This window comes from Streptomyces sp. NPDC014006 (genome assembly GCF_043088925.1).
Classification (GTDB): Bacteria; Actinomycetota; Actinomycetes; order Streptomycetales; family Streptomycetaceae; genus Streptomyces.
This window is the reverse complement of record NZ_JBICAJ010000008.1, coordinates 204,303-221,988: the sequence shown is the minus strand read 5'-3', so window position 1 is coordinate 221,988 and position 17,686 is coordinate 204,303. Positions and strand designations below refer to the sequence as shown.

The 17,686-nt window shown below is 67.0% G+C and carries 29 protein-coding genes; 27 read left to right on the top strand and 2 right to left on the bottom strand.

The window, feature by feature from the left end:
- Positions 1-29: 29 nt before the first annotated feature.
- The 25 genes from rplV to truA all read left to right on the top strand — a co-directional run bounded on the left by rplV (position 30) and on the right by truA (position 14,056).
- On the top strand, positions 30-377 hold the full coding sequence (gene rplV, locus ACF1GV_RS26880; protein ID WP_003974262.1) for a 50S ribosomal protein L22: 348 nt from the start codon (positions 30-32) through the stop codon (positions 375-377).
- Positions 377-1,204 carry a 30S ribosomal protein S3 gene (gene rpsC / locus ACF1GV_RS26875; RefSeq protein WP_116148545.1) on the top strand — a complete coding sequence of 276 codons (828 nt, stop codon included), beginning with the start codon at positions 377-379 and terminating at the stop codon, positions 1,202-1,204. Before rplV ends, rpsC begins: the two co-directional genes overlap by 1 nt.
- Before the next feature lie 5 nt (positions 1,205-1,209).
- Positions 1,210-1,629, top strand: a complete 420-nt coding sequence (gene rplP / locus ACF1GV_RS26870) for a 50S ribosomal protein L16 (RefSeq protein WP_009190136.1) — start codon at positions 1,210-1,212, stop codon at positions 1,627-1,629.
- Complete coding sequence (rpmC, locus tag ACF1GV_RS26865; RefSeq protein WP_010036720.1) at positions 1,629-1,853, top strand: 50S ribosomal protein L29; 225 nt, start codon at positions 1,629-1,631, stop codon at positions 1,851-1,853. The genes rplP and rpmC overlap by 1 nt, the downstream gene beginning before the upstream one ends.
- Positions 1,853-2,137: a 30S ribosomal protein S17 gene (gene rpsQ / locus ACF1GV_RS26860; RefSeq protein ID WP_014674375.1), complete on the top strand. Its 285-nt coding sequence runs from the start codon at positions 1,853-1,855 to the stop codon at positions 2,135-2,137. The genes rpmC and rpsQ overlap by 1 nt, the downstream gene beginning before the upstream one ends.
- A 104-nt stretch (positions 2,138-2,241) precedes the next feature.
- Entirely contained in the window at positions 2,242-2,610 is a 369-nt protein-coding gene (gene rplN, locus ACF1GV_RS26855; protein ID WP_003998823.1) for a 50S ribosomal protein L14, read from the top strand.
- A gap of 2 nt (positions 2,611-2,612) precedes the next feature.
- Positions 2,613-2,936, top strand: a complete 324-nt coding sequence (gene rplX / locus ACF1GV_RS26850) for a 50S ribosomal protein L24 (RefSeq protein ID WP_391685434.1) — start codon at positions 2,613-2,615, stop codon at positions 2,934-2,936.
- Entirely contained in the window at positions 2,936-3,493 is a 558-nt protein-coding gene (gene rplE / locus ACF1GV_RS26845) for a 50S ribosomal protein L5 (RefSeq protein ID WP_110629826.1), read from the top strand. The genes rplX and rplE overlap by 1 nt, the downstream gene beginning before the upstream one ends.
- A 5-nt stretch (positions 3,494-3,498) precedes the next feature.
- On the top strand, positions 3,499-3,684 hold the full coding sequence (locus ACF1GV_RS26840; protein ID WP_003948630.1) for a type Z 30S ribosomal protein S14: 186 nt from the start codon (positions 3,499-3,501) through the stop codon (positions 3,682-3,684).
- 210 nt (positions 3,685-3,894) lie between these two features.
- Complete coding sequence (gene rpsH, locus ACF1GV_RS26835) at positions 3,895-4,293, top strand: 30S ribosomal protein S8 (RefSeq protein WP_361630554.1); 399 nt, start codon at positions 3,895-3,897, stop codon at positions 4,291-4,293.
- A gap of 24 nt (positions 4,294-4,317) precedes the next feature.
- Positions 4,318-4,857: a 50S ribosomal protein L6 gene (gene rplF / locus ACF1GV_RS26830; RefSeq protein ID WP_363265738.1), complete on the top strand. Its 540-nt coding sequence runs from the start codon at positions 4,318-4,320 to the stop codon at positions 4,855-4,857.
- 3 nt (positions 4,858-4,860) lie between these two features.
- Positions 4,861-5,244 (top strand): 50S ribosomal protein L18, encoded by a 384-nt coding sequence (gene rplR / locus ACF1GV_RS26825; protein WP_361630548.1) that lies wholly within the window; start codon positions 4,861-4,863, stop codon positions 5,242-5,244.
- 36 nt (positions 5,245-5,280) lie between these two features.
- Positions 5,281-5,886 (top strand): 30S ribosomal protein S5, encoded by a 606-nt coding sequence (rpsE, locus tag ACF1GV_RS26820; protein ID WP_005313527.1) that lies wholly within the window; start codon positions 5,281-5,283, stop codon positions 5,884-5,886.
- A gap of 2 nt (positions 5,887-5,888) precedes the next feature.
- Positions 5,889-6,071, top strand: a complete 183-nt coding sequence (gene rpmD, locus ACF1GV_RS26815) for a 50S ribosomal protein L30 (protein ID WP_003998814.1) — start codon at positions 5,889-5,891, stop codon at positions 6,069-6,071.
- 2 nt (positions 6,072-6,073) lie between these two features.
- On the top strand, positions 6,074-6,529 hold the full coding sequence (rplO, locus tag ACF1GV_RS26810) for a 50S ribosomal protein L15 (RefSeq protein WP_363265740.1): 456 nt from the start codon (positions 6,074-6,076) through the stop codon (positions 6,527-6,529).
- A 179-nt stretch (positions 6,530-6,708) separates the two neighbouring features.
- On the top strand, positions 6,709-8,022 hold the full coding sequence (gene secY, locus ACF1GV_RS26805) for a preprotein translocase subunit SecY (RefSeq protein ID WP_363265741.1): 1,314 nt from the start codon (positions 6,709-6,711) through the stop codon (positions 8,020-8,022).
- Positions 8,022-8,684 (top strand): adenylate kinase, encoded by a 663-nt coding sequence (locus ACF1GV_RS26800; protein ID WP_363265742.1) that lies wholly within the window; start codon positions 8,022-8,024, stop codon positions 8,682-8,684. The genes secY and ACF1GV_RS26800 overlap by 1 nt, the downstream gene beginning before the upstream one ends.
- 100 nt (positions 8,685-8,784) lie before the next feature.
- Positions 8,785-9,621, top strand: a complete 837-nt coding sequence (gene map, locus ACF1GV_RS26795) for a type I methionyl aminopeptidase (RefSeq protein ID WP_391685766.1) — start codon at positions 8,785-8,787, stop codon at positions 9,619-9,621.
- 195 nt (positions 9,622-9,816) lie between these two features.
- Positions 9,817-10,038: a translation initiation factor IF-1 gene (gene infA / locus ACF1GV_RS26790; RefSeq protein WP_003948620.1), complete on the top strand. Its 222-nt coding sequence runs from the start codon at positions 9,817-9,819 to the stop codon at positions 10,036-10,038.
- A 71-nt stretch (positions 10,039-10,109) separates the two neighbouring features.
- A complete protein-coding gene (gene rpmJ, locus ACF1GV_RS26785) occupies positions 10,110-10,223 on the top strand; it encodes a 50S ribosomal protein L36 (protein WP_004984509.1) in 114 nt (37 codons plus the stop codon).
- Between the two features lie 202 nt (positions 10,224-10,425).
- A complete protein-coding gene (rpsM, locus tag ACF1GV_RS26780; protein ID WP_009300593.1) occupies positions 10,426-10,806 on the top strand; it encodes a 30S ribosomal protein S13 in 381 nt (126 codons plus the stop codon).
- Between the two features lie 65 nt (positions 10,807-10,871).
- Entirely contained in the window at positions 10,872-11,276 is a 405-nt protein-coding gene (gene rpsK / locus ACF1GV_RS26775) for a 30S ribosomal protein S11 (RefSeq protein WP_003956432.1), read from the top strand.
- Positions 11,277-11,421: 145 nt separating this feature from the next.
- Positions 11,422-12,444 carry a DNA-directed RNA polymerase subunit alpha gene (locus tag ACF1GV_RS26770; protein ID WP_024755423.1) on the top strand — a complete coding sequence of 341 codons (1,023 nt, stop codon included), beginning with the start codon at positions 11,422-11,424 and terminating at the stop codon, positions 12,442-12,444.
- A gap of 179 nt (positions 12,445-12,623) precedes the next feature.
- On the top strand, positions 12,624-13,118 hold the full coding sequence (gene rplQ / locus ACF1GV_RS26765; RefSeq protein ID WP_363265744.1) for a 50S ribosomal protein L17: 495 nt from the start codon (positions 12,624-12,626) through the stop codon (positions 13,116-13,118).
- An 80-nt stretch (positions 13,119-13,198) separates the two neighbouring features.
- A complete protein-coding gene (gene truA / locus ACF1GV_RS26760) occupies positions 13,199-14,056 on the top strand; it encodes a tRNA pseudouridine(38-40) synthase TruA (protein ID WP_391685428.1) in 858 nt (285 codons plus the stop codon).
- A 26-nt stretch (positions 14,057-14,082) separates the two neighbouring features.
- Here the strand turns inward: truA and ACF1GV_RS26755 are convergent, their stop codons facing one another.
- On the bottom strand, positions 14,083-15,243 hold the full coding sequence (locus ACF1GV_RS26755; RefSeq protein ID WP_391685426.1) for a sugar phosphate nucleotidyltransferase: 1,161 nt from the start codon (positions 15,241-15,243) through the stop codon (positions 14,083-14,085).
- Between the two features lie 183 nt (positions 15,244-15,426).
- Entirely contained in the window at positions 15,427-16,311 is an 885-nt protein-coding gene (locus tag ACF1GV_RS26750; RefSeq protein ID WP_391685424.1) for a hypothetical protein, read from the bottom strand.
- A gap of 302 nt (positions 16,312-16,613) precedes the next feature.
- On the opposite strand from ACF1GV_RS26750, the gene rplM reads away from it, so the two are divergent.
- Positions 16,614-17,057 carry a 50S ribosomal protein L13 gene (gene rplM, locus ACF1GV_RS26745; protein WP_363265748.1) on the top strand — a complete coding sequence of 148 codons (444 nt, stop codon included), beginning with the start codon at positions 16,614-16,616 and terminating at the stop codon, positions 17,055-17,057.
- 42 nt (positions 17,058-17,099) lie between these two features.
- Positions 17,100-17,612, top strand: a complete 513-nt coding sequence (gene rpsI / locus ACF1GV_RS26740) for a 30S ribosomal protein S9 (RefSeq protein ID WP_161162943.1) — start codon at positions 17,100-17,102, stop codon at positions 17,610-17,612.
- Positions 17,613-17,686 lie beyond the last annotated feature (74 nt).

The following is a 17,686-nucleotide window of genomic DNA, read 5'->3' as shown; positions in this document are numbered from 1 at the left end:
CAGACACGTAAGTAACTGAAGGGACAACCATGGAAGCCAGGGCCCAGGCGCGGTACATCCGCGTCACGCCCATGAAGGCCCGCCGCGTGGTGGACCTCATCCGTGGCATGGACGCCACGGAGGCCCAGGCGGTCCTGCGATTCGCTCCGCAGGCCGCCTCGGTGCCGGTGGGCAAGGTGCTCGACAGCGCCATCGCCAACGCCGCGCACAACTACGACCACACCGACGCCGACAGCCTCTTCATCTCCGAGGCCTACGTCGACGAGGGCCCGACCCTGAAGCGGTTCCGGCCGCGTGCCCAGGGCCGCGCCTACCGGATCCGCAAGCGGACCAGCCACATCACCGTGGTCGTCAGCAGCAAGGAAGGAACCCGGTAATGGGCCAGAAGGTAAACCCGCACGGGTTCCGGCTCGGTGTCACGACCGACTTCAAGTCGCGTTGGTACGCCGACAAGCTGTACAAGGACTACGTCAAGGAAGACGTCGCCATCCGTCGGATGATGACGTCCGGCATGGAGCGCGCCGGCATCTCGAAGGTGGAGATCGAGCGCACCCGTGACCGCGTGCGTGTGGACATCCACACCGCTCGTCCGGGCATCGTCATCGGCCGCCGTGGCGCCGAGGCCGACCGCATCCGCGGTGACCTCGAGAAGCTCACGGGCAAGCAGGTCCAGCTGAACATCCTCGAGGTCAAGAACCCCGAGACCGACGCTCAGCTGGTTGCCCAGGCCGTCGCCGAGCAGCTCTCCTCCCGCGTCTCCTTCCGCCGCGCCATGCGTAAGAGCATGCAGTCGGCGATGAAGGCCGGCGCCAAGGGCATCAAGATCCAGTGCGGTGGCCGCCTCGGTGGCGCCGAGATGTCCCGCTCGGAGTTCTACCGCGAGGGCCGTGTGCCCCTGCACACGCTCCGCGCGAACGTGGACTACGGCTTCTTCGAGGCCAAGACGACCTTCGGCCGCATCGGCGTGAAGGTCTGGATCTACAAGGGCGACGTCAAGAACATCGCCGAGGTCCGCGCCGAGAACGCTGCGGCCCGTGCGGGTAACCGCCCGGCCCGTGGCGGCGCCGACCGCCCGGCCCGTGGTGGCCGTGGTGGCGAGCGTGGCGGGCGCGGTCGCAAGCCGCAGCAGGCTGCCGGCGCCGAGGCCCCCAAGGCCGAGGCTCCCGCGTCCGCTCCGGCTGAGAGCACCGGAACGGAGGCCTGACCGAAATGCTGATCCCCCGTAGGGTCAAGCACCGCAAGCAGCACCACCCGAAGCGCAACGGTATGTCCAAGGGTGGAACGCAGGTTGCGTTCGGCGAGTACGGCATCCAGGCGCTGACCCCGGCCTACGTGACGAACCGCCAGATCGAGGCGGCTCGTATCGCGATGACCCGCCACATCAAGCGTGGCGGCAAGGTCTGGATCAACATCTACCCGGACCGTCCCCTCACCAAGAAGCCTGCCGAGACCCGCATGGGTTCCGGTAAGGGTTCGCCGGAGTGGTGGATCGCCAACGTCAAGCCCGGACGTGTGATGTTCGAGCTGTCGTACCCCAACGAGAAGATCGCCCGTGAGGCGCTGACGCGTGCGGCCCACAAGCTGCCGATGAAGTGCCGGATCGTCAAGCGCGAGGCAGGTGAAGCGTGATGTCGGCCGGTACCAAGGCGTCCGAGCTGCGCGAGCTGGGCAACGAGGAGCTTCTGAACAAGCTCCGCGAGGCCAAGGAAGAGCTGTTCAACCTCCGCTTCCAGGCGGCGACGGGTCAGCTCGAGAACCACGGTCGGCTGAAGGCCGTCCGCAAGGACATCGCGCGGATCTACACCCTGATGCGTGAGCGCGAGCTGGGCATCGAGACGGTGGAGAGCGCCTGATGAGCGAGAGCAACGTGACTGAGAACACCGAGGCACGCGGATTCCGCAAGACCCGTGAGGGTCTGGTCGTCAGCGACAAGATGGACAAGACCGTCGTCGTCGCCGTCGAGGACCGTGTCAAGCACGCGCTGTACGGCAAGGTCATCCGCCGTACGAACAAGCTCAAGGCCCACGACGAGCAGAACGCTGCGGGCGTCGGCGACCGTGTCCTCCTGATGGAGACCCGGCCGCTGTCCGCGACGAAGCGCTGGCGCGTCGTCGAGATCCTCGAGAAGGCCAAGTAATCCCTCGTAGGGGGACCCCCTACGCACCGTTCCGCCAGGCTCGGGGAGAAGCGTGAGTCATTCATGCTTCTCCCCGGGAACCGGCAGACATCCAGGAGATAGACGTGATCCAGCAGGAGTCGCGACTGCGTGTCGCCGACAACACTGGTGCGAAGGAGATCCTTTGCATCCGTGTGCTCGGTGGCTCCGGTCGCCGCTACGCGGGCATCGGTGACGTCATCGTCGCCACCGTCAAGGACGCGATCCCCGGTGGCAACGTGAAGAAGGGTGACGTCGTCAAGGCGGTCATCGTTCGCACCGTCAAGGAGCGCCGCCGTCCGGACGGCTCGTACATCCGCTTCGACGAGAACGCCGCCGTCATTCTGAAGAACGACGGCGACCCTCGCGGCACCCGTATCTTCGGCCCGGTGGGCCGTGAGCTGCGCGAGAAGAAGTTCATGAAGATCATCTCCCTCGCGCCGGAGGTGCTGTGAGCATGAAGATCAAGAAGGGCGACCTGGTTCAGGTCATCACCGGTAAGGACAAGGGCAAGCAGGGCAAGGTCATTGCCGCTTACCCGCGCGACGAGCGCGTCCTGGTCGAGGGTGTCAACCGGGTCAAGAAGCACACGAAGGCCGGCCCCACCGCCGGCGGTTCGCAGGCCGGCGGCATCGTGACCACCGAGGCCCCCATCCACGTCAGCAACGTCATGCTGGTCGTGGAGAAGGATGGCCAGAAGGTCCCGACCCGTGTCGGCTACCGCTTCGACGACGAGGGCAACAAGATCCGCGTTGCCAAGCGGACGGGTGAGGACATCTGATGACGACCACCGTGACTCCGCGTCTCAAGACGAAGTACCGCGAGGAGATCATCGGCAAGCTGCGTGACGAGTTCAAGTACGAGAACGTCATGCAGGTTCCGGGCCTCGTCAAGATCGTGGTCAACATGGGTGTGGGCGACGCCGCCCGCGACTCGAAGCTGATCGAGGGCGCCATCCGCGACCTCACCACGATCACCGGTCAGAAGCCGGCCGTCACCAAGGCCCGCAAGTCCATCGCGCAGTTCAAGCTGCGTGAGGGTCAGCCGATCGGTGCCCACGTCACGCTCCGTGGCGACCGCATGTGGGAGTTCCTCGACCGCACCCTGTCGCTCGCGCTGCCGCGCATCCGCGACTTCCGCGGCCTGTCCCCCAAGCAGTTCGACGGCCGTGGCAACTACACCTTCGGTCTCACGGAGCAGGTCATGTTCCACGAGATCGACCAGGACAAGATCGACCGTGTCCGGGGTATGGACATCACCGTGGTCACCACGGCGACCAACGACGAAGAGGGCCGCGCGCTCCTCCGTCACCTCGGCTTCCCGTTCAAGGAGGCGTGAGCGAGATGGCGAAGAAGGCTCTCATCGCGAAGGCTGCTCGCAAGCCCAAGTTCGGTGTGCGTGGCTACACCCGTTGCCAGCGCTGCGGCCGCCCGCACTCCGTGTACCGCAAGTTCGGCCTCTGCCGCGTGTGCCTTCGTGAGATGGCTCACCGTGGCGAGCTGCCGGGCGTGACCAAGAGCTCCTGGTAATCCCGTAGTTAGGGATACCTGGACCTCTCGGTAAGCAACCGGGACGGCAGAGGCCCGAGCTCTCATGGCTTAGGCTAGGAGGGTTGGGCCTCTGCCGCCCTGAACGACTTACTACGCCGTAGGTCCCCGCACCGCACCCGTCCCGTCCATGTATGGGGAGAGGGATGGCGCATATAGGAAACCCCGGCGAGAAAGGCCACAGGCCAATTCATGACCATGACTGATCCGATCGCAGACATGCTGACGCGTCTGCGGAACGCGAACGCGGCTTACCACGACTCCGTGTCGATGCCGCACTCCAAGATCAAGTCTCACATCGCGGAGATCCTCCAGCAGGAGGGCTTCATCACCGGCTGGAAGGTCGAGGACGCCGAGGTCGGCAAGAACCTCGTGCTCGACCTGAAGTTCGGCCCGAACCGTGAGCGCTCCATCGCGGGCATCAAGCGGATCTCGAAGCCCGGCCTCCGGGTCTACGCGAAGTCCACCAACCTGCCGAAGGTGCTCGGCGGCCTCGGCGTGGCGATCATCTCCACGTCTCACGGCCTGCTGACCGACAAGCAGGCGCAGAAGAAGGGCGTGGGTGGGGAAGTCCTCGCCTACGTCTGGTAACGGAAGGGAACGGAGGAAACAGCTATGTCGCGTATCGGCAAGCTCCCCATCCCGGTTCCCGCCGGCGTGGACGTCACCATCGACGGCCGTACGGTCAAGGTCAAGGGCCCCAAGGGCGAGCTGACCCACACCATCGTCGCGCCGATCGACATCGCTAAGGGCGAGGACGGCACCCTCCAGGTGCTCCGCCCGAACGACGAGCGGCAGAGCAAGGCCCTGCACGGCCTGTCCCGCACGCTGGTGGCGAACATGATCACCGGTGTGACCCAGGGATACGTCAAGAAGCTCGAGATCAGCGGTGTCGGTTACCGAGTGACCGCCAAGGGTTCGAACCTCGAGTTCGCGCTGGGCTACAGCCACCCGATCACCGTCGAGGCCCCCGAGGGCATCTCCTTCAAGGTGGAGACCCCGACCCGTTTCTCGGTCGAGGGCATCGACAAGCAGAAGGTCGGCGAGGTTGCGGCCAACATCCGCAAGCTGCGCAAGCCCGACCCGTACAAGGCCAAGGGCGTCAAGTACGAGGGCGAAGTCATCCGCCGCAAGGTCGGAAAGGCGGGTAAGTAAGCCATGGCATACGGACAGAAGATTCTCAAGGGCGACGCTTACAAGCGTGCTGCTATCAAGCGTCGTCACCTTCGGATCCGCAAGAACGTCTCCGGTACTGCGGAGCGTCCCCGCCTGGTCGTGACCCGCTCGAACCGTCACATCGTGGCGCAGGTGATCGACGACCTGAAGGGCCACACCCTCGCGTCGGCGTCCACCCTGGACAGCTCGATCCGCGGTGCAGAGGGCGACAAGTCGGCCCAGGCCAAGCAGGTCGGCGCCCTGGTCGCCGAGCGTGCCAAGGCCGCCGGTGTCGAGGCCGTCGTGTTCGACCGTGGTGGCAACCAGTACGCCGGGCGCATCGCCGCCCTGGCGGACGCCGCCCGCGAAGCCGGGCTCAAGTTCTGAGCCGCTTGTAGCTAGCGGAAAGAGAGAGGTAATCCAATGGCTGGACCCCAGCGCCGCGGAAGCGGTGCCGGTGGCGGCGAGCGGCGGGACCGGAAGGGCCGTGACGGCGGCGCTGCTGCCGCCGAGAAGACCGCGTACGTCGAGCGCGTCGTCGCGATCAACCGTGTCGCCAAGGTTGTGAAGGGTGGTCGTCGCTTCAGCTTCACCGCGCTGGTCGTGGTGGGCGACGGTGACGGCACCGTGGGTGTCGGTTACGGCAAGGCCAAGGAGGTGCCGGCCGCCATCGCCAAGGGTGTTGAGGAGGCCAAGAAGCACTTCTTCAAGGTCCCCCGTATCCAGGGCACCATCCCGCACCCCATTCAGGGTGAGAAGGCTGCCGGCGTCGTGCTGCTCAAGCCGGCTTCGCCGGGTACCGGTGTTATCGCCGGTGGTCCCGTGCGTGCCGTGCTCGAGTGCGCCGGCGTTCACGACATCCTGTCGAAGTCCCTGGGCTCCGACAACGCCATCAACATCGTGCACGCGACCGTGGCGGCCCTGAAGGGTCTGCAGCGTCCCGAGGAGATCGCGGCCCGCCGTGGTCTGCCGCTCGAGGACGTCGCCCCCGCGGCTCTGCTGCGTGCGCGTGCCGGGGCGGGTGCGTAATCATGGCGCAGCTCAAGATCACGCAGGTGAAGTCCTACATCGGCAGCAAGCAGAACCACCGTGACACCCTGCGGTCGCTTGGTCTCAAGGGGATCAACACCGTGGTCGTCAAGGAGGACCGCCCCGAGTTCCGCGGAATGGTGCACACCGTCCGCCACCTCGTGACGGTCGAGGAGGTCGACTGATCATGGCGGAGAACAACCCGCTCAAGATCCACAACCTCCGTCCCGCCCCGGGCGCCAAGACCGCCAAGACCCGTGTCGGTCGTGGTGAGGCGTCCAAGGGTAAGACGGCCGGTCGTGGTACCAAGGGCACCAAGGCCCGCTACCAGGTTCCGGAGCGCTTCGAGGGTGGGCAGATGCCCCTCCACATGCGTCTCCCGAAGCTCAAGGGCTTCAAGAACCCGTTCAAGACCGAGTACCAGGTCGTGAACCTCGACAAGCTGGCCGCGCTCTACCCCGAGGGTGGCGAGGTCACTGTCGAGTCCCTCGTGGCCAAGGGTGCCGTGCGCAAGAACAGCCTCGTCAAGGTCCTCGGCCAGGGCGAGATCTCCGTGGCGCTGCAGGTGACGGTCGACGCCGTCTCCGGCTCCGCCAAGGAGAAGATCACCGCCGCCGGCGGTACGGTCACCGAGCTCATCTGAGCCCGATGACGTAACGCGTAACGCGTCAACCGGGGATACCCCACAATTGGGGTATCCCCGGTTGGTCGTTCCTAGGGGAGCAGTGTCGCCGGTAAGGTAGCGTCCACTGTTCTTTTTCGTATTCGTCGAACCTCAAGACCGCCCTTCGACGCAGTTGCGCGGGGGTCGCAGGAGGCACCGTGCTCACCGCGTTCGCCCGGGCGTTCAAGACGCCCGACCTGCGCAAGAAGCTGCTCTTCACGCTCGGCATCATCGTGGTCTACCGGGTCGGTACCCACATCCCGATTCCCGGCGTGGACTACAAGTCCGTCCAACAGTGTGTGGACGAGGCGTCCGGCAACCAGGGCCTCTTCGGTCTGGTCAACATGTTCAGCGGCGGTGCGCTGCTGCAGATCACGGTCTTCGCGCTGGGCATCATGCCGTACATCACGGCGAGCATCATCCTGCAGCTGCTGACCGTGGTGATCCCGCGCCTGGAGGCCCTCAAGAAGGAGGGCCAGGCCGGCACGGCCAAGATCACCCAGTACACCCGGTACCTGACCATCGCCCTGGCCATCCTGCAGGGCACCGGCCTGGTGGCCACCGCCCGCAGCGGCGCCCTGTTCAACGGCTGCACCGTCGCGTCGCAGATCGTTCCCGACCGGGCCATCTTCTCCACCATCACCATGGTCATCTGCATGACCGCCGGTACGGCCGTCGTGATGTGGCTGGGTGAGCTGGTCACCGACCGCGGTATCGGCAACGGCATGTCGATCCTGATGTTCATCTCGATCGCCGCGACCTTCCCGTCCGCCCTGTGGTCGATCAAGAAGTCGGGCAACCTGGCCGGCGGCTGGATCGAGTTCGGCACGGTGATCCTGGTCGGCCTGGTCATGGTCGGACTCGTGGTCTTCGTGGAGCAGGCCCAGCGCCGTATCCCGGTCCAGTACGCGAAGCGGATGATCGGCCGCCGTTCCTACGGCGGTACGTCGACCTACATCCCGCTGAAGGTGAACCAGGCGGGTGTGATTCCCGTCATCTTCGCCTCGTCGCTGCTCTACATTCCGGCGCTGATCGCGCAGTTCGCCGGGGGTAACTCGGGATGGAAGACCTGGGTTCAGCAGAACCTGGTGAAGGGCGACCACCCGATTTACATCACTTCGTACTTCTTGCTCATCGTTTTCTTCGCGTTCTTCTATGTGGCGATCTCCTTCAACCCCGAGGAAGTCGCCGACAACATGAAGAAGTATGGTGGCTTCATCCCGGGCATCCGGGCTGGCCGACCGACCGCTGAGTACCTCTCCTACGTGCTCAACCGGATCACCTGGCCGGGTTCGCTGTACTTGGGACTGATCGCTCTCGTGCCGACGATGGCGTTGGTGGGCTTCGGGGCAAGCCAGAACTTCCCGTTCGGTGGGACCAGCATCCTGATCATCGTGGGTGTCGGTCTCGAGACGGTGAAGCAGATCGAGAGCCAGCTCCAGCAGCGCAATTACGAAGGGTTCCTCCGCTGATGCGAATCGTCCTCGTCGGGCCGCCGGGTGCCGGAAAGGGTACGCAGGCCACGCGCCTTGCCGAGCGCCTGCGCGTCCCGCACATCTCCACGGGCGACCTCTTCCGCGCCAACATCAGCCGGCAGACGGAGCTCGGGAAGCTCGCGAAGTCCTACATGGACGCCGGTAACCTCGTCCCCGACGAGGTCACCATCGCGATGGCGAAGGACCGCATGGAGCAGCCGGACGCCGAGAACGGCTTCCTGCTGGACGGCTTCCCGCGCAACGTCTCGCAGGCCGAGGCGCTGGACGAACTGCTGAACACCGAGAACATCAAGCTGGACGCGGTACTCGACCTCGAAGCCCCCGAGGACGAGGTCGTGAAGCGCATCGCCGGCCGTCGTATCTGCCGCAACGACTCGGCGCACGTCTTCCACGTGTCGTACAAGAAGCCGGCCAAGGAAGGCGTCTGCGACGTCTGCGGCGGCGAGCTGTACCAGCGGGACGACGACACCGAGGAGACGGTGCGCACGCGGCTGGAGGTCTACCACACGCAGACCGAGCCGATCATCGACTACTACAAGTCCCAGGGCCTGGTCGTGACGATCTCGGCCATGGGTCCGGTGGACGAGGTCACGCAGCGGGCGCTCGGTGCGCTGAAGCGTGAGGACGACGGCCAGTAGTCGTCGGTCCGCTGTCGGCCGTGGCGCCCTGGGGGGCGTCACGGCCGTACTGTTGTGCTGGTAACCGGTTGACGTGAGTGACGGAGAGCGCAGGCCCCCCATGGTGCAGATCAAGACGCCCGAGCAGATCGCGAAGATGCGTGCGGCGGGCCTGGTCGTCGCCGCCATCCATCAGGCCACCCGCGAGGCGGCGGTGCCGGGCGCCACGACGAAGGACCTCGACGAGGTCGCGCGCAAGGTGCTCGCCGAGCACGGCGCCAAGCCGAACTTCCTCGGCTACGGCGGCTTCCCCGCGACGATCTGCACCTCCGTCAACGAGGTCGTCGTCCATGGCATCCCTTCGGATGACGTCGTGCTGAAGGACGGCGACATCATCTCCATCGACTGCGGCGCGATCGTCGACGGCTGGCACGGTGACGCCGCGTACACGGCGTTCGTGGGTTCCGGTCACGCCCCGGAGCTGGTCGAGCTGTCCCGGGTGACCGAAGAGTCGATGTGGGCGGGCATCGCCGCGATGAAGCTCGGCAACCGGCTCGTCGACATCTCTCGCGCGATCGAGACGTACATCCGCCGCCAGCCGAAGCCCGGCGGTGGCCGCTACGGGATCATCGAGGACTACGGCGGCCACGGCATCGGCACCGAGATGCACATGGACCCGCACCTGCTGAACTACGTCGAGAAGCGCCGCGGCAAGGGCCCCAAGCTGGTCCCCGGCTTCTGCCTGGCGATCGAGCCGATGGTGTCCCTCGGCACACCGAAGACCGAGGTCCTCTCCGACGACTGGACGGTCATCACGACCGACGGCACCTGGTCCTCCCACTGGGAGCACTCCGTCGCCCTGACGGAAGAGGGCCCCCTGGTCCTGACCGCCCCCGATGGCGGCAAGGCCAAGCTGGCCGAGTACGGCGTGACGGCGGCGCCGGATCCGCTGGGCTGAGCCGCGCCAGGTCTGCCGACCTGAGTTGCGCCCCCTTTGCATGACGATCTCCCCCGTAGGGCAGACTTCCTCGTTTCGCCTTTTCGGGTGTGCTGACGTAGACTGACTCGTCGGCTCTGGTGCACCCGCATGTCCGCATGCTTACAAACGGTGCACGCTGGAGTCGATCAAGGTAGTCGATTCGAAGGGCGAAGCGTGGCCAAGAAGCAAGGTGCCATCGAGATCGAGGGCACTGTCGTCGAGTCTCTTCCGAACGCCATGTTCAAGGTCGAGCTCCAGAACGGCCACCAGGTCCTGGCACACATCAGCGGCAAGATGCGTATGCACTACATCCGCATCCTCCCTGACGACCGGGTCGTGGTGGAGCTGTCTCCGTACGACCTGACGCGTGGCCGGATCGTCTACCGGTACAAGTAGATCTTGCCCACGCCTTGTGCCCTCTCTGTGCACGGGGCCGCCGGCAACTGACCCGGAGAACCTCACATCCCATGAAGGTCAAGCCGAGCGTCAAGAAGATCTGCGACAAGTGCAGGGTGATCCGCCGTCACGGCCGGGTCATGATCATCTGCGAGAACCCGCGCCACAAGCAGCGCCAGGGCTGATCGCACACGGATCGCACCCTCTGCACCTGAATCGCAGAGTTTCGCGCGACGCGAGCTGAATTGTTCATACGCAGGATCCAGGCAGCCCTCGTGCGTTCGCCTGACACCCCCGGCTCGGAGGCCGGGGACCCAGTTCGTACCTGATACGGCGGCTGGGAACCGGTCCTGTGGAAGACCTCCGAAGATCACCAGGAGCCATTGAATGGCACGCGTTTCCGGTGTTGACATCCCGCGCGAAAAGCGCGTGGAGGTCGCCCTCACCTACGTGTTCGGCATCGGCCGGACCCTCTCGAAGGAGACGCTGGCAGCGACCGGCGTCGACCCGAACACCCGCGTCCGCGACCTCTCCGAGGAGCAGCTCGTCGCGATCCGCGAGTACGTCGACAACAACATCAAGACCGAGGGTGACCTCCGTCGCGAGATCCAGGCCGACATCCGCCGCAAGGTCGAGATCGGTTGCTACCAGGGTCTGCGTCACCGTCGCGGTCTGCCCGTCCGCGGTCAGCGCACCAGCACCAACGCTCGTACCCGCAAGGGCCCGCGTCGCGCCATCGCCGGCAAGAAGAAGCCGGGCAAGAAGTAGTCCGCAGCGGACCTCTGTCCACGGTCTTCGCTGTAGGACCGACCACCTCCCGTAGGAGTTAGTAGATGCCCCCCAAGGGTCGTCAGGGCGCTGCCAAGAAGGTGCGCCGCAAGGAAAAGAAGAACGTCGCTCACGGCCACGCGCACATCAAGAGCACGTTCAACAACACGATCGTCTCCATCACGGACCCGTCGGGCAACGTGATCTCCTGGGCCTCCGCCGGCCACGTCGGCTTCAAGGGCTCCCGGAAGTCCACGCCGTTCGCCGCGCAGATGGCCGCCGAGTCGGCTGCCCGCCGCGCTCAGGAGCACGGCATGCGCAAGGTCGACGTGTTCGTGAAGGGCCCGGGTTCCGGTCGTGAGACCGCGATCCGCTCCCTGCAGGCCACGGGCCTCGAGGTCGGCTCCATCCAGGACGTCACCCCGACCCCGCACAACGGCTGCCGTCCGCCGAAGCGTCGTCGCGTCTGACCTCGCTTCTCAAGGGCTTTCCGGGCGGTACGGCTCCTTCGGGTCGTGCCGCCCGTACCCTTGCAGTACCCGCGCTTTTCACCGGGCGCGGTTTCCGTCGGGCGTCAAATAGCGGGCGTCCACGAAAGAAGGATCTGATCCACACATGCTGATCGCTCAGCGTCCCTCGTTGACCGAAGAGGTCGTCGACGAATTCCGCTCCCGGTTCGTGATCGAGCCGCTGGAGCCGGGCTTCGGCTACACCCTCGGCAACTCCCTCCGCCGCACGCTCCTCTCCTCGATCCCGGGTGCCGCCGTCACCTCGATCCGGATCGACGGTGTCCTGCACGAGTTCACCACCGTGCCGGGCGTCAAGGAGGACGTCACCGACCTGATCCTCAACATCAAGCAGCTGGTCGTCTCCTCGGAGCACGACGAGCCGGTCGTGATGTACCTGCGCAAGCAGGGCCCGGGTCTGGTCACCGCCGCCGACATCGCGCCCCCGGCCGGTGTCGAGGTGCACAACCCCGACCTCGTCCTCGCCACGCTCAACGGCAAGGGCAAGCTGGAGATGGAGCTGACCGTCGAGCGCGGTCGCGGCTACGTCTCCGCCGTGCAGAACAAGCAGGCGGGCCAGGAGATCGGCCGTATCCCGGTCGACTCCATCTACTCGCCGGTGCTGAAGGTCACGTACAAGGTCGAGGCCACGCGTGTCGAGCAGCGCACCGACTTCGACAAGCTGATCGTCGACGTCGAGACCAAGCAGGCGATGCGTCCGCGTGACGCCATGGCCTCCGCCGGTAAGACGCTGGTCGAGCTGTTCGGTCTCGCTCGCGAGCTGAACATCGACGCCGAGGGCATCGACATGGGTCCGTCCCCGACGGACGCCGCGCTGGCCGCCGATCTGGCGCTGCCGATCGAGGAGCTCGAGCTCACCGTTCGGTCGTACAACTGCCTCAAGCGTGAGGGCATCCACTCCGTGGGTGAGCTCGTCGCTCGTTCCGAGGCCGACCTGCTGGACATCCGCAACTTCGGTGCGAAGTCCATCGACGAGGTCAAGGCGAAGCTGGCCGGCATGGGCCTGGCCCTCAAGGACAGCCCGCCCGGATTCGACCCGACCGCCGCCGCGGACGCCTTCGGCGCCGACGACGACGCGGACGCCGGGTTCGTCGAGACCGAGCAGTACTAAGCGCTCCGCGGGGAGGCCGTACTGTATCTGCGAGCCGGTCGTGGCTGGTCGCGCAGTTCCCCGCGCCCCTTTCCGAGCAGGCCCCTTCGGGCCTGCTCGGATCTCCGACAGACAACCGTCTGCTCGGATACTGACTCCGGTACCTGATACGGCCGGGGCAGACACACAGGAGATAGATCATGCCGAAGCCCACCAAGGGTGCCCGTCTGGGCGGCAGCGCCGCGCACGAGAAGCTCCTCCTCGCGAACCTCGCGAAGAGCCTCTTCGAGCACGGCCGTATCACCACCACCGAGGCGAAGGCGCGCAAGCTGCGTCCGTACGCCGAGCGTCTGGTCACCAAGGCGAAGAAGGGCGACCTTCACAACCGCCGTCAGGTGCTCCAGGTCATCACGGACAAGAGCGTCGTCCACACGCTCTTCACCGAGATCGGCCCGCGCTACGAGAACCGTCCGGGTGGCTACACCCGCATCACCAAGATCGGTAACCGCCGTGGCGACAACGCGCCCATGGCTGTCATCGAGCTGGTCGAGGCGCTGACGGTTGCGCAGCAGGCGACTGGTGAGGCCGAGGCCGCCACCAAGCGTGCGGTCAAGGAGGCCGACGAGGCCAAGGTCGAAGAGACCAAGGCCGAGGACGCCGCCGAGGCTCCCGCCGAGGAGTCCAAGGACGCCTGAGGCTCTGCCTGACGTCTGAAGAGCGGGCCCGTTCCTTTCGAGGAGCGGGCCCGTTCTTGTGTTGCTGAGAGGATCTGTACGTGAGTGAAGAAGCAGCGCCCGGTTACGTCCGTGTCCGCCTCGATCTGTCCTACGACGGGAGCGACTTCTCCGGGTGGGCCAAGCAGGCCGGTGGCCGGCGCACCGTGCAGGGGGAGATCGAGGACGCGCTGCGGACCGTCACCCGCTCCCGGGAGACGTACGAGCTGACCGTCGCCGGCCGCACCGACGCCGGGGTGCACGCGCGCGGGCAGGTGGCGCACGTGGATCTGCCCGAGGACGTCTGGCGTGAGCATCACGAGAAGCTGCTGAAGCGGCTCGCCGGACGGCTGCCGAGGGATGTGCGCGTATGGGCCCTGCGGCCCGCGCCGAGCGGCTTCAACGCCCGTTTCTCGGCAATCTGGCGCCGGTACGCGTACCGGGTGACGGACAACCCCGGCGGCGTCGACCCGCTGCTGCGGGGACATGTGCTGTGGCACGACTGGCCGCTCGACGTCGACGCCATGAACGAGGCCGCCCGGGGGCTGCTGGGCGAGCACGACTTCGCCGCGTACTGCAAGAAGCGGGAGGGCGCGACCACCATCCGTACCTTGCAGGAGCTGAGCCTGTCGCGGGGCGACGACGGGATCATCACCGCCACCGTCCGGGCCGACGCCTTCTGCCACAACATGGTGCGGTCGTTGATCGGGGCGCTGTTGTTCGTGGGGGACGGGCACCGGGCACCCGAGTGGCCCGCGAAGGTGCTGGCCGCGGGGGTGCGGGACTCTGCCGTGCATGTGGTGCGGCCGCACGGGCTGACGCTGGAGGAGGTCGGGTATCCGGCGGACTCGCTGCTCGCGGAGCGCAGTCGTGAGGCGCGCAACAAGCGCAGCCTGCCCCTGCGGGGCGGCTGTTGTTAGTGCCGGGTTCTGCCGTCCTGCCGGTGCTACGCCGTCGTGGCCGGCCGCGCAGTTCCCCGCGCCCCTGAGGTGGGTCTCACTGCCGTGTGTTCCCTCGCGCAGGGCGTCGGTGCCGCCGACAGGCGCACGCTGTACGGCGCTATCCGCGAACCGCAGGCGATGCGTACCCCGGCGGGGAGTTCGTTGCCCTCTTCGACGTGGGCGCCGTCGCCGATGACCGTCCCGGCCAGGGATGTGCGGGGGCCCACGTGGGCGTGGCGGCCGACGGCCGAGGCGTGGATCGTGGCGCCGGGGGCGATGTGGGCGCCCGTCATCACCACGCTGCCCTGGACGACGGCGCCCTCGTCGATCACCGCGCCGGGGGAGACGACCGTGCCGCCGCCGAGCACCGCGCCGGGATGGACGCGGGCGCCGGGCAGGACCAACGCGTCGCCGGGCGGGCCGGGCAGCGCGGGGGAGGTGACGCGGCCGCGGACCAGGTCGGCCGAGCCCTGGACGAACGCGGCCGGGGTGCCGAGGTCGAGCCAGTAGGTGTCGTCCACCACACCGCGGACGTGGGCATCGGTCGCGAGCAGCTCGGGGAACGTCTCGCGTTCCACGGAGACGACCCGGCCCGGCGGAATGCGGTCGATGACCGAGCGGGTGAAGACGTAGCAGCCGGCGTTGATCTGGTCGGTGATGATCTCTTCCGCGGTCTGCGGCTTCTCCAGGAACGCGGTGACGCGGCCGCCTTCGTCGGTCGGGACCAGGCCGAAGGCGCGCGGGTCGCCGACCCGTTTCAGCTGCAGGGTGACGTCCGCGCCGGTGGCCCGGTGGTGGGCGCGCAGGGCGGCGATGTCGACGCCGGAGAGGATGTCGCCGTTGAAGACGAGAACCGCCTCGCCGGGCGCGCTGCGCAGACGGCGGGCTGCGTTGCGGATGGCGCCGCCGGTGCCGAGGGCGCTCTCCTCGGTGACGTACTCCAGCTCCAGGCCGAGCCGTGCGCCGTTGCCGTACTCCGCCTCGAAGAGTTCCGCGAGGTAGGACGTGGCGAGGACGACGCGGGTGACGCCCGCGGCGGCGGCCCGCGCCAGCTGGTGTGTGAGGAACGGCACCCCCGCGACGGGCAGCAGCGGCTTGGGGATGTGGCTGGTCAGGGGGCGCAGCCGGGTGCCCTGACCACCCACGAGAAGGATCGCTTCGGACATGAGGCTGCGGGACTCCCCCCGAGATCGAATCTCGCCGTGAGATCGGTCGCCCGCGCCGCCCCGGTCCGGTGGGGGCGCCGGCGACGGCCGGCTGATCACCGATGCTGGCACGCGCGCCGGGCCCGGGAAACGCCTGCGGAGGAGCTGTCGGGAGAAGTTAACCTGCCCGACGCGTCCGGCGGGTCAGCCGTTCGCCGCCGCCGACGCCTGGGCCTCGCCACGCCGCTTGATCTGGTTGAAGGCGAACTGGGCGAGGTCGTCACCGGCCGCGAAGGCCTTGGTGTCCTTCAGGGTGACGTCCTTGCCGCTGGTGAACCCGGTGAGGGTGAAGTAGGCGTAGCGGCCGTAGGAGTTCGTCGTGGAGCGGCAGACCGCGCCGTCGCAGAACGGCTTGACGCCCTTGCCGGACAGGGGCTGCACCATGCCCTTCTTGGGGGAGGTCGTCTTCTTCGCCCGGGCGGCCTGCGCCTCCGTGTCGAAGACCGCGACACCGACGGTGACCGCGACGCCGCCCTGCGTGTAGGTGACGCGCATCAGACGGGTGCAGCCGCCGGCGGTGAGCGCCTGGGGCAGGGTGCCCTTGGCGGCCGACGCGCAGTCCTTGGTGTCGGCGGTGGGGCCCTTCTTGTACACGGTCGAGCCCATGGTGAGCTGCGAGCCGGGGAAGAGGATGTCCGGGCCGATCGGTGCGGTGTCCTTGTTCTTGCTGGAGACGAAGTCCTTCGGGTCCAGCGGGGGCGGGGCGCTCGTCGGTGCGAACGACGGGGCCGTGGCCGTCTCGCCGGGGATGGACGCCGTCGGCGGCAGCGAGCTGGGGTCGCCGCCCGCCTGATCGCTGCCGTTCGCCGAGGTCACGGCCAGGGCGACCGCGGCGCCGACCGCGAGGGTGGCCAGCGCGCCGCCGCCGATGAACAGCATCCGGCGCCGCTTGTTGCGCGCCTCGGACGCCTCGGCCAGTGCCGCCCAGTCCGGGGTCTCGCCGTCACCGCCGTCGCTCCACGGCTGCTGGGAGTTCGGTTTCCAGGGATCCCACTGGGGCTGCTGGGGTCCCCCCTGCCCATAGCTCATGGGGCGCATCTTAGACGGGGTGCCCGTGTGTCATGGCCCGTGCAGTGGGGCGGGGGGAACGGGGGTGCCCGCGAGGTGCCTGAGCGGGGCCGTTTTGACCCACCCCCTGTGCCCCGGTATTCTGCTTGTTCGTTGTGTATTGGCTTGCTCATTCTCACGGGACGGGCCCTTACACCGGTCCACCGGGCCGATGACCAGCGACCCCACGTACGCGGTATGCGTCGCCGCCGTGGGTCAAGGCTGTCGTGATCGTTTCGGTGACCTTGTCTAGGACCATTCACTCGAAGCGAAGGCTACGAACCGTGCGTACGTACAGCCCCAAGCCCGGCGATGTGACGCGCCAGTGGCACGTCATCGACGCTCAGGACATCGTCCTGGGCCGTCTGGCCTCCACTGCGGCCTCCATCCTGCGTGGCAAGCACAAGCCGATCTACGCACCGCACGTCGACACCGGTGACTTCGTCATCATCATCAACGCCGACAAGGTGCACCTGTCCGGCAACAAGCGGACCCAGAAGATGGCGTACCGCCACTCCGGCTACCCGGGTGGTCTGCGCTCGGTCCGTTACGACGAGCTGCTGGAGAAGAACCCCGAGAAGGCCATCGAGAAGGCCGTCAAGGGCATGCTCCCCAAGAACACGCTGGGCCGTCAGATGCTCTCGAAGCTGAAGGTCTACAAGGGTGACCAGCACCCGCACGCTGCCCAGCAGCCGGTGCCGTTCGAGATCACCCAGGTCGCGCAGTAAGTCCGGCCACCCCCTAAGACCGAAGAGAATCTGAGGAGAATCGTGGCCGAGACCACTGCCGAGCAGCCGATCGAAGAGATCGACATCGAGAGCTACACCACGGAGTCCGAGGTGCCCGTCGAGGGCGAATACACCTCGGAGTCCATGGCTTCCCGCTTCGGCGAGCCCCAGCCGGCCGCCGGCCTGGGCCGCCGCAAGAACGCCATCGCCCGTGTCCGGATCGTCCCGGGCACCGGCAAGTGGAAGATCAACGGTCGCACCCTCGAGGACTACTTCCCGAACAAGGTGCACCAGCAGGAAGTCAACGAGCCCTTCAAGGTGCTCGAGCTCGAGGGCCGTTACGACGTCATCGCCCGCATCGCGGGTGGCGGTGTCTCCGGTCAGGCCGGTGCCCTGCGCCTCGGTGTCGCCCGTGCCCTGAACGAGGCCGACGTCGACAACAACCGCGGCCCGCTGAAGAAGGCCGGCTTCCTCAAGCGCGACGACCGTGCGGTCGAGCGCAAGAAGGCCGGTCTGAAGAAGGCCCGCAAGGCCCCGCAGTACAGCAAGCGCTAAGCTTCGCTGCCTGCTCGTACGTATCCGGGCTTCCGTTTCGGTTGCCCTCCGCGTACTCCGAACGCCCCGGCGGC

Bases quoted from the DNA above. Each gene is read 5' to 3' on its own strand.
- rplV (WP_003974262.1), top strand. From the start codon at position 30: ATGGAAGCCAGGGCCCAGGCGCGGTACATCCGCGTCACGCCCATGAAG.
- rpsC (WP_116148545.1), top strand. From the start codon at position 377: ATGGGCCAGAAGGTAAACCCGCACGGGTTCCGGCTCGGTGTCACGACC.
- rplP (WP_009190136.1), top strand. From the start codon at position 1,210: ATGCTGATCCCCCGTAGGGTCAAGCACCGCAAGCAGCACCACCCGAAG.
- rpmC (WP_010036720.1), top strand. From the start codon at position 1,629: ATGTCGGCCGGTACCAAGGCGTCCGAGCTGCGCGAGCTGGGCAACGAG.
- rpsQ (WP_014674375.1), top strand. From the start codon at position 1,853: ATGAGCGAGAGCAACGTGACTGAGAACACCGAGGCACGCGGATTCCGC.
- rplX (WP_391685434.1), top strand. From the start codon at position 2,613: ATGAAGATCAAGAAGGGCGACCTGGTTCAGGTCATCACCGGTAAGGAC.
- rplE (WP_110629826.1), top strand. From the start codon at position 2,936: ATGACGACCACCGTGACTCCGCGTCTCAAGACGAAGTACCGCGAGGAG.
- ACF1GV_RS26840 (WP_003948630.1), top strand. From the start codon at position 3,499: ATGGCGAAGAAGGCTCTCATCGCGAAGGCTGCTCGCAAGCCCAAGTTC.
- rpsH (WP_361630554.1), top strand. From the start codon at position 3,895: ATGACCATGACTGATCCGATCGCAGACATGCTGACGCGTCTGCGGAAC.
- rplF (WP_363265738.1), top strand. From the start codon at position 4,318: ATGTCGCGTATCGGCAAGCTCCCCATCCCGGTTCCCGCCGGCGTGGAC.
- rplR (WP_361630548.1), top strand. From the start codon at position 4,861: ATGGCATACGGACAGAAGATTCTCAAGGGCGACGCTTACAAGCGTGCT.
- rpsE (WP_005313527.1), top strand. From the start codon at position 5,281: ATGGCTGGACCCCAGCGCCGCGGAAGCGGTGCCGGTGGCGGCGAGCGG.
- rpmD (WP_003998814.1), top strand. From the start codon at position 5,889: ATGGCGCAGCTCAAGATCACGCAGGTGAAGTCCTACATCGGCAGCAAG.
- rplO (WP_363265740.1), top strand. From the start codon at position 6,074: ATGGCGGAGAACAACCCGCTCAAGATCCACAACCTCCGTCCCGCCCCG.
- ACF1GV_RS26800 (WP_363265742.1), top strand. From the start codon at position 8,022: ATGCGAATCGTCCTCGTCGGGCCGCCGGGTGCCGGAAAGGGTACGCAG.
- map (WP_391685766.1), top strand. From the start codon at position 8,785: ATGGTGCAGATCAAGACGCCCGAGCAGATCGCGAAGATGCGTGCGGCG.
- rpmJ (WP_004984509.1), top strand. From the start codon at position 10,110: ATGAAGGTCAAGCCGAGCGTCAAGAAGATCTGCGACAAGTGCAGGGTG.
- rpsM (WP_009300593.1), top strand. From the start codon at position 10,426: ATGGCACGCGTTTCCGGTGTTGACATCCCGCGCGAAAAGCGCGTGGAG.
- rpsK (WP_003956432.1), top strand. From the start codon at position 10,872: ATGCCCCCCAAGGGTCGTCAGGGCGCTGCCAAGAAGGTGCGCCGCAAG.
- ACF1GV_RS26770 (WP_024755423.1), top strand. From the start codon at position 11,422: ATGCTGATCGCTCAGCGTCCCTCGTTGACCGAAGAGGTCGTCGACGAA.
- rplQ (WP_363265744.1), top strand. From the start codon at position 12,624: ATGCCGAAGCCCACCAAGGGTGCCCGTCTGGGCGGCAGCGCCGCGCAC.
- ACF1GV_RS26755 (WP_391685426.1), bottom strand. From the start codon at position 15,243: ATGTCCGAAGCGATCCTTCTCGTGGGTGGTCAGGGCACCCGGCTGCGC.
- ACF1GV_RS26750 (WP_391685424.1), bottom strand. From the start codon at position 16,311: ATGAGCTATGGGCAGGGGGGACCCCAGCAGCCCCAGTGGGATCCCTGG.